This is a genomic window from Aequorivita sp. H23M31, from assembly GCF_004022485.1.
GTDB classification, from domain to species: Bacteria; Bacteroidota; Bacteroidia; order Flavobacteriales; family Flavobacteriaceae; genus Aequorivita; species Aequorivita ciconiae.
This window is the reverse complement of the sequence record NZ_CP034951.1, coordinates 204,679-223,794: the sequence shown is the minus strand read 5'-3', so window position 1 is coordinate 223,794 and position 19,116 is coordinate 204,679. Positions and strand designations below refer to the sequence as shown.

The window sequence follows — 19,116 nt, the reverse complement described above, 5'->3', positions numbered from 1 at the left end:
AACTCATAACTAAAAATAGTGTACGCAATTTTAGACATAGAGACCACAGGTGGAAAATACAATGAGGAAGGAATAACCGAAATTGCAATTTACAGGTTCGACGGGCATGAAATAGTCGATCAATTTGCCAGTTTAATTAATCCGGAAAGACCAATTCAACCTTTTGTGGTTAATCTAACGGGAATAAATAACGATATGCTGCGAAACGCGCCCAAGTTTTATGAAGTGGCCAAACGCATCATCGAGATAACCGAGGACTGTGTAATGGTAGCTCATAATGCTCTTTTTGACAATCGAATTCTTACTACAGAATTTGATCGATTAGGCTATAACTTTGAGAAACAAACCCTTTGCACGGTAGAATTATCCAAAAAATTGATTCCAGATATGCCGTCCTATAGTTTGGGAAAATTAGTGCAAGCCCTAGGAATTCCATTAAGCGATCGCCATCGCGCACAGGGAGATGCAAAAGCTACGGTTGCCCTATTTAAAATGTTATTGTCCAAAGATTTATCAAAAAAGATTATTACCGAAACTCTAAAAAAGGATACCAAACCCCAACTTGACGCAAGACTTCTGGATATTATTGAAAAAACTCCATCGGAAATGGGGATTTATTATATTTATAACGAAGCCGGGGATATAATTTATATTGGTAGAGGAAAAAATATCCGCAAGAAACTGGTCCAACATTTTACAAACGATAACAGAAAATCAAAGCGATTACAGTTGGAAGTGAATACAGTCGCTTATGAAAAAACGGGGAACGAGCTGATTTCCATTTTAAAGGAATATGAAGAAATCAAACAGCACAAGCCCAAATACAACCGTACTCCCCAAAGGCAGGATTCACCCATCAACTTACTTCCGCTGTTGATGAGGATGGCTATATTACCTTGAAAATTCAGAAATTTGACGGACGGAAAAGGGGATTAATTACTTATACCAATTACCAGCAGGCGAAGTCTGAATTGCTCCGAATTACGGAAGAAAACCAACTATGCCCAAAACTGACCGGTCTCCAACCTACAGAGAATGAATGTTCCTATTATTCAGCGGGCAATTGCTTGGGAGCTTGTATTAATGAAGAAACTCCTGAAAAATACAATGAAAGAGTGCTTTCTCTTTTGAAGAATTTAGGTTTTGAAAAACAAAGTTTGCTTCTTATTGATCGTGGAAGGAGTACCGAGGAGCGGTCTGTAATTTGGATTGAAAATGGAAGTTACAAAGGCTATGCCTTTTTTAATTTAAACCATCAAATTAACCGCCCGGAAATATTGAAAACCATCATAAACCCATCACAATTCCATCGCGAATCCACACATATCATCCAAAATTATCTCCAAAAAAATAAGGTTTTAAAAACTATAAACCTTGCTCCTCACTCAGTCAATTAGACTGACTTTCTTTATTTTTAGCAAATTAAATCAAAGAAGTGGAACCAAAAAAAATAAAAAACTGGCGGTCCAGAGTTCATGAAATCATTTATGAAGCAGACACCCCAATGGGTAAACTCTTTGATATTGTCCTGCTAATATTGATTTTAGTGAGTGTGCTCATCGTTATGTTGGAAAGTGTGACGGCCATCAATTCAAAATATCACCAGTACTTTCTGGTAATCGAATGGGTAATCACAATCTTATTTACCATAGAATATATTACACGAATAATTGTAGTACAAAAACCAGCAAAATACATATTCAGTTTTTATGGAATCATCGATTTTCTGTCCACAATTCCTTTATATATCTCTTTAATATTCTTTGGCACCAATTACTTAATAACCATACGGGCGCTGAGGCTGTTAAGGATATTCCGAATTTTAAAAATTGGTCGCTTTATTGGGGAGGGAAATCAATTGCGCAAAGCGTTAATGGAAAGCCGGGTGAAGATCTTTATTTTCATTTTTGCCGTTATTATCATTGCTGTAATATTCGGAACCTTAATGTATCTGGTAGAAGGAGAGGAAAGTGGTTTTGAAAATATTCCTGTTAGCATTTATTGGACAATCGTTACCTTAACGACAGTTGGATTTGGAGATATTGCCCCTATTACGGCCGTGGGCCAATTTTTGGCAACCTTGATAATGATCTTGGGTTACGGGATAATTGCAGTTCCAACAGGAATTGTTGGTGCCCGATATTTTAAGAACAGTAAAGAAGATTTTGTTCACGTAAACTCCCAATCCTGCCAAAATTGCGGAGTTAGTAAGCATCGAGATGATGCTAAGTATTGTTATAACTGTGGCGAGAATCTTTATCCAAATAACTCATCAAATCAATGACCAACAAGCCCTTTTTAATCTGTGTGGTTGGGCCTACCGCCATTGGAAAAACATCGATGGCAATTGCCATTGCTCAAAGACTTAATACCGAAATAATCTCTGCAGATTCCAGACAATTTTATAAAGAAATGTCCATCGGGACTGCAGTACCCGTAAAAGAAGAACTTGACGCCGTACCGCATCACTTTATACAGAGCAAAAGTATTTTTGAGGACTATTCTGTAGGCAATTTTGAAAAAGAAGCTATTGATTTAATAAACGAAAAGTTTTTTCCCGAAAACATAAAGACCAAAAGGCTTGATTCTTTAGTTATGATTGGAGGTTCAGGTTTATATATTGACGCCGTTGTTTCCGGCCTGGATGAGTTTCCTACTGTGCCAGCCGAAATAAGAGAACAACTTAATTCAGAAATGAATTCATTGGGTATTGAACATCTTCAGGCTAGATTAAAAAAGGAGGATCCTATTTATTTCTCCAAAATCGACATTCAAAACCCGCACCGACTTATTAGAGCGTTGGAAATTATTGACTTCACTGGAAAACCCTTCTCATCATTTTTAAACAAAAAATCTGTGTTTAGAAATTTTCAACCACTCTTCATCGGACTTACCGCAGACAGGGAAATTGTGTATAACCGCATCAACAAACGAGTTGACCAAATGATTGATAACGGTTTAATAGATGAAGCTTACCAGCTTTATAATTACCGGGATCGAAATGCCCTTCAAACGGTAGGTTATCGGGAACTCTTCGATTATTTTGACGGCACTATTGCAAAGGAAGAAGCCATTTCTGAAATTAAAAAGAACACCCGCCGCTTCGCCAAAAGACAAGGCACTTGGTTTAGAAAAAATGAAGCTATCAACTGGTTTGATTATCGCACAGATCATTTGGAAATTTTAAATTTTATCCACAAAAAAACGTCAAATTAATTGACGTTTTTTTATTGCAATATAAAGATATAACCAAGGAAATATGCGGCATGATTAAGTCCTACTAGAGTGATTTTAAGGACAATCTGGCACAACTTTTTAACTATGGAATAAACCAATCGGTTAAATCAAAAAAAAGATATAGCGTTAGTTATCCACTTCATCCTTAACTACCAATCGGAACCCTTCGCCATGGATGTTAACGATTTCGACGCCGTCATCTTTGCTCAAGTATTTTCTCAATTTGGCAATATATACGTCCATACTTCTGGAAGTAAAGTAATTATCATCTCTCCATATTTTCGTTAGCGCCAATTCGCGGGCCATTAAATCGTTTTTATGAAGGGCCAAAAGTCGAAGAAGCTCATTTTCTTTTGGAGAAAGTTTAATAGGATCTTCTTTCTTATATGTTAAGAACCGTAATTTGGAGTTCAAGAAGAAATTTCCAATCTCAAATTCAAATTGCTTACTGTCGGCAATTGAGTCTGTAGCTTTGCGCTGAATAATGGCTTTTATTTTCATTAATAGTACTTCACTATCAAAAGGTTTGTTTAGATAGTCGTCTGCGCCTACTTTGTAACCTTTAAGCACATCCTCTTTCATTGCTTTAGCAGTAAGGAATATAATGGGAATATCCTCATTTTTTTCTCGAATTTCCTTTGCCAAGGTAAAACCGTCTTTATAAGGCATCATTACATCCAAAATACAAAGATCAAAATCATCTTTTTTGAATTTCTCAAAACCTTCCATTCCATTTTTAGCATGAGTGACGTTGTAATCATTCATAGCAAGATAGTCTTTCAGGACTGTTCCAAAGTTTGGGTCATCTTCTACAAGAAGGATTTTTTTGTTTTCAGTTTCCATAGTTTAAGATATTAGGTGTAGTTTTAATATAAATGTTGAGCCTTTGTATTTTTCACTCTCCACAAAAATCTCTGCATCGTGGTCGTCAAGAATGCTCTTGACATAAGCGAGGCCAAGCCCATGGCCTTTTACATTATGGATGTCTCCGGTGTGTTCGCGATAAAATTTTTCAAATATTCTTTTAAGCACTGCCTTGCTCATTCCAGGACCTTGATCCCGTATTTTTAATATTATACTGTTTTTTACATTCTCCGTATAAATATCGATTTTAGGCTCCTCGGTAGAATATTTAATTGCGTTGTCTAGTATATTTACAATCACATTTGTTAAGTGTGACTTATTTCCTAAAATCGTATTATTTATAGCTCCAAAATGAGTTTTAATATAACCCTCTCTATCCTCTACTATTAAGCTTACGTGAGAAATGGCTTCTTGGGTTATTTCCTGCAAATCAACCGATTCTTTTGAAAGGTTCAGTTCATTCTTTTCAAGCTTTGATATTCTTAACACATTTTCAACCTGCGCATGCATCCTTCGGTTTTCATCCCGGATCATTCCTAAATAGCGCTCGAGAAACTCTCGATTATCTTTAACCTTAGGATTTTTTAAGGAGTCTAAAGCCAAATTAATAGTTGCAATCGGCGTTTTAAACTCGTGGGTCATATTATTGATAAAATCTGTTTTTATCTGTGATATCTGACGTTGTTTATAAATTTGTGAAATGGCGCTGGCATAAGCTAAAATAATAACTGCCGTAAAAATCAACGAAAGTATTGCCATTCCCAAAATGCTACTGAGCACCAACTTTCTCTTTCCAGAAAAATCTACGTATAAATCATAATTGCTCCTAAGATCATTTACAAAGAGCGGTACTACATAAGTGCTCCCCTCTTCAAGTTTAAATTTTTTAGAACGCACTTTGGTTTCTAAATTATTGCTGTAAACGGCAAACTCAAAATCCGATTTCAGCCCACGGTCATTCAACTCTTTATTTAGCAAATCTCTAATTTCATCTGCCCGTACCCTTTTATATATGGGCGACAAGGTTGCTACCTCACTGATGAAATTTTCAAATTGGTTTCGTTCATAATCCTTTAGACGTGAGAACGATTCAATTCTGGTCTCCGTTTTTTTATTACCATCGAGACCTTGGGATATTTTTGTTTTGGTTTTTCTATTGGTCAGCTTCTTAAATTGGATGCTGTCCATATCATTATCAAAAAGGCCCGAGGAGAGTTTATAATCTTGTTCCAATATCCCATCGGTGAACAAATAGGTTTCATTCGTGGACTTATTCTGAATTTTATAGGCCAATTCCGTGAACGTTGTATTGTCCGGAATCTCGATACTGTCCACATACGCACTATACACTTGATAATAGGCCTCAATCTCCTTCATTTGAATCTTTTTGGCAACTGAAACAAGGGCCTGTCGAACATTGATTGTAAACTGTTCTTGCTTTGTTTGGTAAGCGTTTGAGATCCAATATCCCTGTACAAATACTATCCCCAATAATGAGAGGCTCATAAGCGCTATGAGCAATACGAATAGCTTTTTGTTCATATTCCAAAAATAAGATTTTAACATTTAGCGTATTGTACGTTTAACCAAATGTTAACAAAACAATTTAATGGGCTTTAAATCAGGGAAGAATGGACGGATTTCACCTGTTTTCGGGTATGGGAAAGTGTATTATTTTCGATAATAAAATCGGCAAGTTTAGTTTTCTTTGAATCGCTCCACTGATTTTTCATTCGGGCCTCTACTTCTTGCTCAGAGACACCATCACGATCCATTACACGTTTTAACCGCTCCGCCTTTGCGGCAGTTACCAAAATAACAAGATCGCATTGGCTATCGGCACCACTTTCAAAAAGAATAGCTGCCTCTTTTATAACGTAAGGAGAAGTCTGTTGAGAGACCCATTCTGCGAAATGCTCTGCAACTCTTGGGTGGATTATTGCATTTGCCTTTTCAAGAAGTATATGGTCGTTAAATATTTTATCGGCCATGTATTTACGATCCAGCATGCCATTCTTATAAGTGTCATCGCCGAGTAAAGAAATTAATTGGCTTCGAATTTCTGATGAGGAGTTTGTTAATTTCTTCGCTTCTACATCCGAATTGTAAACGGGGATTCCAAGCTCTGCAAACATATTTGCCACAGTGGTCTTTCCACTGCCAATTCCGCCAGTAAGTCCTATAATTTTCATATCTCTTATTACGGATGTAGATATCCTATCCAAATTTAAAACTTACTATGCGAATCCCTTTTCTATTTGAAAACAAAAAAGTCAACTTTTTTTGGGTCGAAAACAATGTTTACAGCGCCTTCGGGTTTTTTGGCCAGGATAGGAAGCATAAAATTCTCTTTATCATTTCGTTTTGAATAATCGCATATAACCCGAAAATTTTCACGGGAAACTGACGAAAATTGATTTACGGAAATATCAAAAGTAACCGTTACTCGCTCTGGGACCAATTTTAACTCAACTCCTGGCGGCAAATTTATAACCTCCACAGGCAGAGTAAATTTACCTTGGGAAAATTCAGCTACCGGCCATTCAATAAGAACTTTGGAAGGGTTTATCTTAACTATTTCTTGGGTAGGAGGATTAATTTCTACTGTCTCAGAAATGGATCTATCCACATCCTTCAAAGAAAGTAAATTCGTAGGAACTCCACTGATTTTCTTTAAAACGCCTTCAGGTCCTGATATGGTTATGGAATCTGGTTTTACCTTTATACTATCTATGGGTTTGAATCCATCCTTAAAACCGATTTCAAATTTTGGTTCTACTTTAACCTTTTTGAGCACAATGGGATCGAGCTTTATTTTAATGCCGTCTGCCGGAAGATTTTTTATTTCCATGTACTTATTAAACTTGGCTCCTAGTTGGGATCCCAACTCATTCCTGCTAATTGTGAATCCATTTTCATCCTCTTCATAATACTTCGCAACATCAACCTCTAAGGCCGGCTTCTTAAACTTATAGAAAAGTATCTCGAACCCATTTGCCGTAAGATCGTAGGTTATACCCTGAGGATTGTTATGTGCAAGGGCAGCCGTATCCGGAAGATTTATATAGTGGATTTTTGCGACCATAGAAGCAGTGAATTCTCTACTGAACTTGGTAAGTACCCAAAATATACTGGCCACTAACAGAAAGAATAGAAAAAGTTTTACTTTCCTTTTTGAATATTTCCTAGAAGTGTTTTTTGCCATACCATTTTCTTTGAATCTCTAAATTACTTAAAAAATAGAAAGGGGAATTGTTTCTGAGGATCTTTGTTCAATACAGAGACAAAGAAGAACGATTTTATAAACGCCAATCCATAACCAAAAAATTGGATAAACACCGCAGGAATAGAAAGGAAACCAATGTACAAGCTTCTATTATTAATACTGGAATCTACAAAAATGGCCAGAATATAAACCCCTAAGGGAATCAGGAAAACCCAATTGTATATTCCCAAAATAAGCGATAACAACACAAAAAATATAAATAGACTTGGAAACCAAAACGTTATTTTAGAAGATGACGGATGCCACTGATTTAAAATGGGCCGGACCATTCCAAATTTCTTGACCTGCAAATAAAATTTGTTCCAAGAAATACGTCTTTTATGATAGACAAAGGAATCGGGAATAAAAACGGTCTGATAACCTGCCAGCAAAATCCTTTGGGAAAGATCAGGATCTTCTCCCGGATGTATTTTACCAAAACCTCCAGTGGCCTCAAAAGCTTCTTTTGAAATCCCCATATTAAAACTCCGTGGCTCAAATTTTTGAATTCCCTTTTTATTTCCCCGTATTCCCCCAGTTGTCAATAAAGAAGTCATAACATAATTTATGGCCTTTTGCAGTGGAGAAAAACTAGTATGCGCCGCATCCGGCCCACCAAAGCAATGAAAAAATCGTGCGCTCAAAAATTTGTCCACACTCGAAAGATAATTAGATGGCAATATACAGTCGGAGTCCAAAATAACAAAATAGTTTCCTTTTGCGCGAGCCATGCCATAATTACGAGAATCTCCTGGACCTGAATTCTTTTTATAATAATAGGAAATATTGAGTTTATCTGAGAACTGAGAGACTACATTTGCCGAAGTTTCGGTTGACCCATCCTCAACGATAACTACTTCGAATGGTTCCGTAAAATCCAAAACCACCATACTCTCCAATAATTCCCTAACTTCCTGGGGACGGTTGTAAACAGGTACAACAAAGGAATATTTATTCATTTTGCAAAGTTAACAAATTAAAAAAGCCATTCTCCTACAAGAATGGCTTTTAGAAATATTAATAAATTATATCTAATCTTTCAATATTTTATAGGTTCCGGTTTGACCATCAATTAGGACCTGCATAATATAGCTGCCTACGTTCAAGCGAGATATATCTAATTCAGAAGTAGTTGAATCTACTTTAAAACTCATTAATTTTTGGCCCAATAAATTATACAGAGCAACGGAAGTAATATTTTTAACGGACTTCAATGAAACTATGCCCGAAGTGGGATTTGGATAAAATGAAAATCCTGTCAAAACATTATCTTCTATGCCAACCAGATCCTGCACCACAGATGACCAAGCTACCTGATCACTTCCACCGTTGAACAGACCTATAATTGTTGATGCTCCGGTGGTAACATCCACTTTTCTCCATTGGGATTGGAAGGAGCCAGCATCAAATGCCGATATATAAACAAATCCTGGATCTGCTTGAATGTAAGTTCCTCCTTGACCAAAATTAGCATCAAATCCAAGAGGTCCTACAAGCGTACTACTACCATTGGAAAGATCCACCTTAAAGAAATTATCGCTTGCAATATCGTGCGTATATCCTTGACCTGCATCGTCTATCATTAAGGAAATAGCTCCTTCAATTTCAGTATTGCCAATAACTGTAGAAGAAACCCCTGCAATATCAATAGTTGAAAGTGTAGAACTAGAAACACTTGTAGAAATAGCATACAAAGTTCCATTTGGGCTAAACTCCGCCCCGGACCAATTTTCCGAATTTGGGGGAGTTATACTTCCCAGAGAAGTATAAGCACCACTTGATAGATTAACACTATAAAAATCTCCCCCATTATCCAAAACATAAGCAGTTGATGGATCACTTGGATCTATCGCCCCAGCATTCTCAAAGTTGGGAGCCGGAGAAGCACCTAAAGGGGTTAAAATAGACGGATCGCTTGGAGCAAAAGTGACTAAGGTAGCGCTAGCATTATTAATTCCAAAAACATTTGAATTATCAACTGGAAAAACAGGTTCGTCGTCTCCTAGAACATTCCAAACATAACCTTGTTCATAGCCTAAATCAAGCAATGTGGTAATTTCAAATATATTACAGGATTCAGAATATAAATAACTTGGTCCGGTCTGTCCCTCACTGTTACAACCAAAACGTACCAGATTGGTATCGGTTCCATCATCCACAAGGACCAGCTCCATTACCATACCCTGGCCAGGCGGAATTAATGCCGAAATTGGAAGTGAAACTATCATTCCTTCGTCTGCATTGCTGGCGGTATAAACTGCGGTTCCTCTCAGCGTGAGAGTCCCGCCTGGAAAAGAGCCAGGAACGTTGGAATAAATGTTGGCAGTAATTGGAAATCCCGTAGGTGTGGAAATAGTTCCTATGGCAAACTCCACGGCTGTAACTTGAAAACCCTCAGTGATACCGAATTCACCCGGAAGATCAAAAGCTCGGTAGAGTTTATTATCTGTAAAGTGGGTTAACGTATTGCATCCTATTTGTTCACCGGGTGTAATTGTTTGTGAAAGACTTTGCGTAATGACCCTCGGGGCCAATCTGCCAATACCATTAAAATGAACATTTAGCATACGCTGTTCCTGCGGTGTGAAATAATCTCTCACACTTCCCGCAGTTGTGCCAATGTGTTCCAGTCTATTTAAAAGACTTTCAATTGTTACGGATGGCTCTAGATTTGAACTATTCCCTGTTAAAGATGTTTGAGCACCAACAATCCCTATTAATCCAAGAGAACAGAAAGCCATTAAAATAATTTTTTTCATCTCAATTCTTTGTTAAGTTAATATTCATTAAATTTATGGTAAATCTATTCACTATTTACAAATTTTTATGTTAATTAACTAAAAACAGGAAAAATCCTATTAACATTATTTGAGAATTCGATAATCGTCTTCTAATCTTAAAAAAAAATTCTTTCTATTTTAGATTCACCCCCAGAATCTCTTGATTATATAGTTCTTACAAAAAAAAAGAATTTTAAAAAGGTTAAATAAAGTATCTTACCTTGGGATTGTCAAAAGAAAACAACGGTGGAAAAAGAATTTCAATCCATTGAATTCATCTTTATTTAACAGATATATCATAAAGCCCATTTCCGAATCGCAAAATAAATCAGCTACTCCCAGAATAACATCAAAGAATTTGGAAAAATCGGAAGATTTTCATTTGAGATTATAAATGGTCAATCTCTCCTCCATTTTTTTGGACGTTTACTGAAATAAATAGCTATTTGATTTTATTGGCTAAGAACTAATAAATTCCTAAAAAAAAATAACCGCCCCAAATTTTTGAGACGGTTACTAAAAATTAAAGGTCATTTCCTATTATTGCTTTAACAACTTATAGGTTCCTGTTTGCCCATTTACTACTACTTTCATTACGTAGGTACCTACGCTTAAGCCAGATATATCCAGCACACTTGAAGTAGAATTTAAGGAGCTATCCAAAACTCTTTGACCCAACAGGTTATAGATAGAAACCATTTCGATCATCTCCTTGCTGCTCAAGTTCAAGATTCCATTTGTTGGGTTTGGATAATAAGTAAATCCACCCAAAGCATTATCTGGAACACCCAGAACATTGGCATCAATTTGAATATCGGTAACTGCATCTGAATTCATAACAAATACATAGTAAGTCTGGTTCGCAACAAAATTAATGTTTGCAGAAGTTCCGGGATTACACGCATTACTGGACTGTTGAACGCGAACTAAATCCGTCTCGATGGCCCCTGGACCTGGTGCGGTATAAAATGTGACATTGCTTGCACCCGCTGGAGTTACGATATTAGCATTTGCAGATCCGTCACCTGTGGTGGTAAAATGGTACCAAACCCCATAAGCTCCCGTTAAGTCACAATCCTCCGGACTGCCATTTTCAGGAGTAGCCGCAGGCATTCTTACCGCAGGATCGGTATAAGGAAACCCAATTGCACCCACATCGATTGAATTTACAATTTTATCGTTCGGTGGTGGATACATAGCGCAAGTTACATCAGCCTCCCAACCAGAATAGGTAAAGGAACTTTCACTTCTAAATACAAAAGTTAACGCCCCACTTTCATGAGTGGAACTGAATGGACCTGGAATAGTAGTTCCATAATAACCACCTGCAGGGAACCCACTGTTTGTGGCGGGATTTCCACTTGCAATCATCGGAGAGTTAGCATCCGGTCCGTCATATACATATAAGGCATCCCAGTTTGCTTCCACATTAAAGCTGAGGAATGTTACTGTTACAAAATCTCCTGGATTATCTGGCATGATCACTGTAGTAACATTTTCATTATTGCCATAATTTCCATCTGGTCCTCCTGTGTCGTAGAATTTTCCACCACAAGCTGGAGGAGTTATTAAAGTACTAAATGTCACGGGGCCAGCATAAGCACTTAAGCCATCTGATGCACCACAATCGGCAACAACATAGAAATCGTAGCTACTAGCATTTTCAAGACCAGTAGCAGTCGCTGTTGTAGTTCCTGCTGGAGTTGTACCAGTTGCAACAGGTGTATCCGTCATAGGGTTCGCACCTTGACCGAATACGTACCAAATATAACCATTACTCGCATTTGGCTCTGCCACCCAATTAAGAGTAGCTGAGGTTTCCGTAATATCTGTAACCGTTAGGAATGTTGGCTTCGGACACGTTGGCGGATCCAGAGTTTCTCCTACAGAAGACCAAGCAACTTGTGGAGATGTATCATTAACAGTAGTCATTGGTGCAATCAAGGTCGTCATACCTGTTGTGGTATTAACGGAGCGCCATTCTGCCATAAAAGTCGTAGAATTAAAAGCAGACATATAAACCGTATCCGTTGTGGGATCATAACACATACCTTGACCGAAGTTGGCATCAAATCCTGTACTTCCAATTGCGGTTGCAGCTCCAGTTGCTAAATTAACCGAGTATAGTAAATCGTCACCAAGGTCATGTATATATCCAACTCCAGCACCGTCAATAGCAAGAGATATAGACAGAGCGTTTGAAGGCAAGCCAAATGATCCCACTAAGGTAGCGGTAAGAGCCACTGGATCAATAGTATATAATGATTCACTCTTAATAGCATATAGGATACCTGTATTTTGATCAAACTCCATCCCAACCCAGTCTCCGGCAATACTTCCCAGCGCGGTATAGAACCCGCTAGTTACATCGAATGAGAAAAACTGGCCACCATTATCAAGAACGTAACCAGTAGTAGGGTTTGCAGGGTCTATCGCACCCGCGTTCTCAAAATTCACGGTTATTGGCGAAGTACCAAAAATTTCCGCGTTCTGGGGATCTGACGTTCCAAAACCAATTAGATCTTGAGTGGCATTGTCAATTCCATAAACCGTAGTTAAAGGTCCCGGTGTAGTTCCACCTTCTGTTTCGCATATACCCTCAAAAACATAAACTGAATCCCAACCTCCATTTGTATTCCAAGTAACTCCGGCATCTGCGGAATATGCGTTTTGTAGTCCTACAATATTCGATGTTCCACCCAGATAACCACTTCCAGAAGGCATATCCAAATATAAACTTACCCAATACACCTTAGTTGACCCCGCTTCTCCTGGTAACATTTCGGGAGTGATGTTAAAAACCACTTCCGAAATATCGAAACCAAAATTACTTCCTACCACTGTTGAAGATGTTGGAGCAACAGCCAATTGAGTACCTCGCGTCGCTCCCGGAGTACCACCAGCATTGTCATAAAAAGTAATATCCGCCGAAGTTACTGTGGTACCAGGATTTGACCAGATCTCCACAGTTATTTTGTTCATTGTAAAATCGGTGTCGGCTGGAACATTTATATCGGTGGCCATAAGTTGCGATTGATTTTTTGAAGTGGTAAAACCGTTTTCAAAGCCATTCGCTGGATTATTTTGGCTGCAGGCAGTTCCGCCTGGGTCACCACCATTTGCGGTAACATCAATAGTATAATCCTCTGATTGCCCCCATCCCGAACCTCCGGTACAGGAATCCGGCACATAAGTAGAACCGAATCTTTTCATAACTCTCATTCTAGTTGGTCCCTCAGCAACTCCTGCCGGAACAACTATCGTTCCTGTAGCCTGCTGACCGTCATTACCTGTGGAACCATTAATAGTCCCAATTTCATATCTTTCTGTATCATTATCTAAGATCCCATCTTGGTTCCAGTCTATAAATACAGTAAAACTACACGTAAAACCACCATTTGTATTTCCTTCCAAAGCTATTGTATAGCTTTCTCCTTCTTCCATGTTACCAATAATACTGGTAAAATCTTCATGGGCGGGAGTGCCATTTATGTCACCACTGGTTCTGTTGCTGATCCCTGCTACTTCCACTAACGTAATGGGTTCCACATCACTGCTATAAGTTATAGGACCACAATAAGGTTCTGGAAATGTCGCACCTCCTCCAGCTGGGGTTCCATAAATTTGAAATGGCATACCTTGAGGTCCCACATCTACTAAAGGACTCCAAACACCGGCATTACTTTGAATAGCATTCCCCGTTGTGGAACTTCCCAATATTACGATTGGTGGTGCCCACGGGCCTGAAGAGCCAGTACCCCCAAACATAAATTCAACCCAGTAAGTTCCTGCGTCCAGGGAAAGACCTGGAGTATTGGCAGTTACCAACTGGATTTCCCTAGAAGTATTACCAGGCGCACTTTCCAATTGTCTATATACATTACTTGAAACTGTACCCGCATGCCTATTAGTAGTCATATCGCCCCAAACCACAGAACCTCCATTACTTGGATCTCCGTTCCATATCTTTATATATACGGCATTAACAGTAGGAGGCGCGGAATTAGTCTGATATGCGTAGAAATCCATAGTAGTAATTTCAGCATCAGCAGAAAGAACGAAGTCGTCGGCAATAGTAAAAGGACCACCCGAGTTACAAGCAGAACCGAAGGTGCCCATACCTAAACTCAAATCTTCCAAACGACTAACTTTCGGCGGACCTGCTATGTTAAAATGAGGACCATTATCATATAGCAACTCAGGAACTAGGCTGCCCCGGGGAGCGAAAGAAACCCCGGTAAATGGAATAATGGATTGTGCGTCGAATTGCGAAGTCACTGTTCTTCCCTCAACTACTTCCATCGTAGCCGATTGTCCCGAATTGTAGTAAGCCGCGGGCAACTGAGCAGATCTTTGGGAATTTCCGTTTCCGGCATCCCGAATACCCATTGCTGGTGTTGTACCTTTCTGGGAGTTAAAATAAGAACGTAAAGCTTTTTGCTCATCTTTAGTGAAAAACTGGGAAATAGACCCAGATTGTTTTCCAAGGCTTTGATACCTTGATAGTAACTCCTGAATGGAGCCCTCTTGGTTCGGATTTTGAACATCCGTAGTCCTTGCTCGAGAATCCGGCGCATTGGACTGGATAAATTGGGCATTCATCGTCAACGAAAAGAGGCCAACAATAATGCTTAGAATGGTAATTCTCTTCATAATTAAAAAGTTTTTAGTTAAGATGTTCTAAAAATACTTAAATTAATGTTAAGTAGCAATATAACCCTCCGCTTATTATAGACTATATATTAGATAATTTACACCTTAAAGAATAAATGTAGAATACCCTTTAAAAAATTGGCATATAGTAACGCGAACAGAAATATAATAAGTCTGGAGATTGTGTTTACTTCCCAATCCTATTATGTTATATTGGTATACAGGACATCAATAAGTGGTGTAAAGAGAATAAATATGCGTGATTTTAAAATAGAATGAGATCAATCTTTGGACCCGATAAGATTTTTTAAAACAATCTGACGACGAATCTTTCCAGTTTCGGTATAAATAAACTGAGGCGAAATCAGAATTTTTTTTGGTTTTTCGTAGAGGTCAAGTTTTTCAAAAATCTCCGAAAAAGTTTCTATGCTAATTGGTTCCTTACTTTCGATAACCAAGACTACCCGTTCTCCCAAAAGCGGATCTTTTTCTGAGGAAATAAAGAAGGGTTTATTTAAACAATACGATAATTTTTGTTCTACAATTTCAGGATGAATCTTTACTCCACCACTGTTAATCACATTGTCATTCCTTCCCAAAAGTTTAAATGAGGTAGTGGAAACTAAATCTACCACATCATTGGTTATAACTATTTCCTCGGAAATGGCGGGCGCGTGAATCTGAAGACATCTTTCCTCGTTTTGGGTAAATTTAACGCCAGGCAGAGCTTGGAAAATTGTGGACGCCTGTTTCCCGTTTAAACCACGCACTGCTATGTGACTTATTGTTTCAGTCATTCCATAAGTTGCGAACATCGTGGTATCCACATTTTGAAGTTCGTTTTCAAGTTCTCTCGAAATCGCACCACCACCGACTATTATCTTTTGTACTTTATGCAGTTCATTTAAGGAATGGTGGAGTTGATAAGGAACCATGGCCGTAAAATCAAAATTTTGAGTAACACTTTCCAAGGGATTTTTATCAGGAGAGGTAATATACAAATCCCATCCTGCAATCATTGCACGAACAAGCATCATTTTTCCAGCGATATATTCCGAAGGAAGACAGAGTAATGCCCTGGTGCTGCTTTTTAAATTAAAATAGGCCACCGTAGCTGCCGCGCTATTATAAACGTGCTTTTTATTGAGCTTTATTTTTTTTGGAACTCCAGTGGAACCAGAGGTTTTTACGATAATGAAGTCATTGTTATCCAACCATTCGGCGATGAACTGTCCCACAGCCCGCTCATCTTCCTTTCCTTCAGTAATAAATTGAATTGCCTTTTCCTTTAATAAGTCAACAGAAGGAAACGCCTTGCCATTTAATTTAAATTTAGGATGGTGCAATGGAATCATAAAACTGTGGAATTATAAAATCTCTAAAAAAGTAAATTTATTTGAACATTATAAATTTTCCCCAATTTCAATATGGTCCATATCTTTTAATGGTTCTTCTACTTTCCCAAATAATTTTCCTTTCCAATCGGTCCATTTATATCGTCGTGCCATGATAAGCAGAAATATAGGATAGATTATTAGAACAGGCAGAACAATATCGAAACCTGTGGAAGGTTCCGCCACATCTTTCAATATGGAATTGGTTTTAAAAACAGTCCAATCGGCAGTAACTAATAGGGCAGCGATTAAATTATTACCAGCGTGAAAACCCAAAGCAAGTTCCATCCCTTCGTCCATAAGGGTCATTATTCCCAAAAAGAAACCCGTTCCGATGTAAAAAACCATAACGAGAGGTCCAAGCTTATCAACCTCAGGATTTGCGACATGGAGCGCCCCAAATACAACAGATGTTAGAATTAAAGGGAGCCATCGATTTTTGGCGAGCACGCCAATACCTTGCATTAAATAGCCGCGAAACAAATATTCCTCGAAGCTAGTCTGTAAGGGTATCATAATAATGGCGATGATTGCAAGAATAATAAAGGGCACTAAATTAAACTGAACTACATAATCTTCAGGGTTACTATAATAGTCCACAACAGTTAATACGGTAGTGACAATGGCAATAAGACCAAAACCGAAAAATATTCTTCCCCAATCCGTTTTTCTTCGTGTTGTTGTGAGTTCCCTAAATGGTTGGTTATGCAGAAAACGGACTACAAAATAAATTCCCAGCAGCCCTATAGCAAAGCTGAGCAACATTAAAAAGAGGGTAAGATTGGAATCTAAGATGGACAAGAGTGTATCTTGATCCAAATTTGCCAAATTCTCGACCCCAGCTCCAGATGAAAGTTCTTTAAAAATAACCGCTGTGATAAGAGGAATCGTACCTATTTGACTGGCGAAAATAATTATTACAAATCCCGCGAGATAGCGCCACCAATCGTGAAGACATTTAAAGGCTTGTTCAATATACATAGATGTAATAGGCTAGATTTTACACGTTAGACGTTAGATGTTGCAGGTTGCAGGCTTGTGGGGTACTGGATACTAAATATTATCATTGTATTTTTTGATTTAGTGTCTTCATATGTTTTTTATAATTTATTGACTATTGAATAACTCCACGTTCCAACTATTATTTCTTTGGTAGCTCAACGCGCCGTGACTCACCTCCAAAGGACTTTCAATATTATTGGTATAAAGACTGCCGGTTCCTAAACCTTGGGGCAATTTATTGTTTTTTGTAAAGGTATATTGTGCTATGGCATTTAATCCTACATTGCTCTCAAGAGCTGAAGTAATCCACCAGCCAGCTTCCTCCTTTTCTGAAAGGTCTATCCAGCTATCACTTCCATTATAACCACCGATAAGCGAAGGCTTCAAAATTATATATTGTGGTTTGATTGTATCCAGCAATTCCACTTTTTCTTTTTTCTCAAAAATTCCAATCAATTCCTCATCTAAGGCAATAGCTAGTGGAGTTTCTTCGCAAAGACGTGCCATTTCTTGCCATTGACCTTGTTTGATGGGTTGTTCTATGGAATGTAAATTCAAATCGGAAAGTACTTTCAATTTCTCCAATGCATCTTTCGGTGAAAATGCACCGTTTGCATCTACACGGAGCTCCACTTCTGAAGCCGAGAATTTTTTTCTAATAGATTTTAAAAGTTCCAGCTCTGTTTTAAAGTCTATGGCCCCGATCTTCATTTTTATACAGCTGAATCCTTCTTTTAATTTTGCAGAAATCTGCTCCCTCATAAACCGTTCGTCCCCCATCCAAACTAGACCATTTATACGAATTGACGCCTCTCCTTGAGTGAATTCTGACGGAAACAGACTGAAGAGATCAGTGGAATAAAATGACCTAAAAGCGGTTTCAACCCCAAATTGTATGGAAGGAAATTCCATTAAGTTCTCATAAAGTTTTTCTTCACCTAAACTAATGTTATCACAAACCCATTGGAGTTTTTTTTCGTAATCCGGTCTATCATCAATACTTAAACCACGCAATAGACCACACTCACCGATTCCGAGGTTATCACCTTCTTTAAGAATTAAGAAATAAGTCTCCTTTGTTTTAAGAATGCCCCTAGAAGTACCACTTGGGCGTTTAAAGTTAAGTATGTATTTTTTAAAACAGGCTCTCATATTCTCTGTAGGGTACAGGTGCAAAGAAATTCAACTAAGAAATATTTATAGATTCTCGCGTCATTCTAAAGTTCAATTGATTCTCCTATTTCCAAAAGCATCAGATCCTTTCCTGCGGCATAAAACTTTCGCTTAGCTTCTTCATGGTCTATTTCAATAAAACCGAAGGTATCATAATGGACTCCAAGCACCTTATCACACTCCACAAAATCACTGGCTTTTATGGCGTCCTTTATTCCCATTGTATAATTATCTCCTATGGGAAGGATGGCCAAGTCCAATTTGGTATAAAGTGGAATCAATTTCATATCCATTGTCAAGGCCGTGTCCCCAGCAATATAAATATTCTTGTGCTCTCCTTGAATTACAAATCCCCCGGGATTACCTCCATAGCTTCCATCGGCAAAACTGCTGGTATGTAGAGCTACAACATATTTAACCAATCCAAAATCAAACTTCCAACTACCGCCAATATTCATAGAATGCACCTCGAGCCCCTTGGCTTCATAATGGTTGGCTATCTCAAAATTACTGACAATTATGGCACCGGTTCTTTTGGCAATAGTTTCTGCATCCAGGGTATGATCGCTATGTGCGTGTGTAAGAAATATATAGTCCGCTTTTATTGCATTAATGTCAATTTTATCTTTCGCTAGATCATTTCCACTAATAAAGGGATCAACCAAAATGTGCTTTCCCTTTATTTCAATACCGAGACAATTTTGTCCGTAAAATGTGATTTTCATGTTTTCCTGATTTTTAATTTTAA

15 protein-coding genes are annotated in these 19,116 nt (G+C 38.1%); 4 read left to right on the top strand and 11 right to left on the bottom strand.

All coding sequences use genetic code 11. The annotated features are described in order from the left end of the window. The first annotated feature begins 18 nt into the window (after positions 1–18). Genes EI546_RS16635 through miaA form a run of 4 tightly spaced genes read left to right on the top strand, consistent with a single transcriptional unit; the run spans position 19 to position 3,216 of the window. Entirely contained in the window at positions 19–900 is an 882-nt protein-coding gene (locus EI546_RS16635; RefSeq protein ID WP_317127436.1) for an exonuclease domain-containing protein, read from the top strand. Beyond that, on the top strand, positions 897–1,397 hold the full coding sequence (locus EI546_RS16630; protein ID WP_317127435.1) for a hypothetical protein: 501 nt from the start codon (positions 897–899) through the stop codon (positions 1,395–1,397). Before EI546_RS16635 ends, EI546_RS16630 begins: the two co-directional genes overlap by 4 nt. A 38-nt stretch (positions 1,398–1,435) precedes the next feature. Continuing rightward, positions 1,436–2,284 (top strand): ion transporter, encoded by an 849-nt coding sequence (locus EI546_RS01035; protein ID WP_240673136.1) that lies wholly within the window; start codon positions 1,436–1,438, stop codon positions 2,282–2,284. Beyond that, a complete protein-coding gene (miaA, locus tag EI546_RS01030; protein WP_128248802.1) occupies positions 2,281–3,216 on the top strand; it encodes a tRNA (adenosine(37)-N6)-dimethylallyltransferase MiaA in 936 nt (311 codons plus the stop codon). The genes EI546_RS01035 and miaA overlap by 4 nt, the downstream gene beginning before the upstream one ends. Before the next feature lie 147 nt (positions 3,217–3,363). Here miaA and EI546_RS01025 read toward each other — a convergent pair whose 3' ends face one another. From EI546_RS01025 to EI546_RS00975, 11 genes are all read right to left on the bottom strand, one after another. Further along, a complete protein-coding gene (locus tag EI546_RS01025) occupies positions 3,364–4,080 on the bottom strand; it encodes a response regulator transcription factor (RefSeq protein ID WP_128248801.1) in 717 nt (238 codons plus the stop codon). A 3-nt stretch (positions 4,081–4,083) separates the two neighbouring features. Continuing rightward, a complete protein-coding gene (locus tag EI546_RS01020) occupies positions 4,084–5,643 on the bottom strand; it encodes a sensor histidine kinase (protein ID WP_128248800.1) in 1,560 nt (519 codons plus the stop codon). Positions 5,644–5,717: 74 nt separating this feature from the next. Further along, the gene (gene coaE, locus EI546_RS01015; protein ID WP_128248799.1) at positions 5,718–6,293 is read right to left on the bottom strand and encodes a dephospho-CoA kinase; all 576 of its coding nucleotides are present in this window, start codon (positions 6,291–6,293) and stop codon (positions 5,718–5,720) included. Between the two features lie 62 nt (positions 6,294–6,355). Next, a complete protein-coding gene (locus EI546_RS01010; protein ID WP_128248798.1) occupies positions 6,356–7,306 on the bottom strand; it encodes a CdaR family protein in 951 nt (316 codons plus the stop codon). Positions 7,307–7,329: 23 nt separating this feature from the next. Continuing rightward, positions 7,330–8,325: a glycosyltransferase family 2 protein gene (locus EI546_RS01005; RefSeq protein WP_128248797.1), complete on the bottom strand. Its 996-nt coding sequence runs from the start codon at positions 8,323–8,325 to the stop codon at positions 7,330–7,332. A gap of 72 nt (positions 8,326–8,397) precedes the next feature. After that, the gene (locus EI546_RS01000) at positions 8,398–10,125 is read right to left on the bottom strand and encodes a T9SS type A sorting domain-containing protein (RefSeq protein WP_128248796.1); all 1,728 of its coding nucleotides are present in this window, start codon (positions 10,123–10,125) and stop codon (positions 8,398–8,400) included. Between the two features lie 561 nt (positions 10,126–10,686). Next, the gene (locus tag EI546_RS00995; protein ID WP_128248795.1) at positions 10,687–14,799 is read right to left on the bottom strand and encodes a GEVED domain-containing protein; all 4,113 of its coding nucleotides are present in this window, start codon (positions 14,797–14,799) and stop codon (positions 10,687–10,689) included. Positions 14,800–15,080: 281 nt separating this feature from the next. Beyond that, a complete protein-coding gene (locus EI546_RS00990) occupies positions 15,081–16,154 on the bottom strand; it encodes an AMP-binding protein (protein ID WP_128248794.1) in 1,074 nt (357 codons plus the stop codon). Between the two features lie 48 nt (positions 16,155–16,202). Next, complete coding sequence (locus EI546_RS00985) at positions 16,203–17,174, bottom strand: CPBP family intramembrane glutamic endopeptidase (RefSeq protein WP_128248793.1); 972 nt, start codon at positions 17,172–17,174, stop codon at positions 16,203–16,205. Positions 17,175–17,300: 126 nt separating this feature from the next. Then, entirely contained in the window at positions 17,301–18,347 is a 1,047-nt protein-coding gene (locus EI546_RS00980) for an o-succinylbenzoate synthase (RefSeq protein ID WP_128248792.1), read from the bottom strand. Between the two features lie 65 nt (positions 18,348–18,412). Continuing rightward, positions 18,413–19,093 carry a metal-dependent hydrolase gene (locus tag EI546_RS00975; RefSeq protein WP_128248791.1) on the bottom strand — a complete coding sequence of 227 codons (681 nt, stop codon included), beginning with the start codon at positions 19,091–19,093 and terminating at the stop codon, positions 18,413–18,415. Positions 19,094–19,116: the final 23 nt, after the last annotated feature.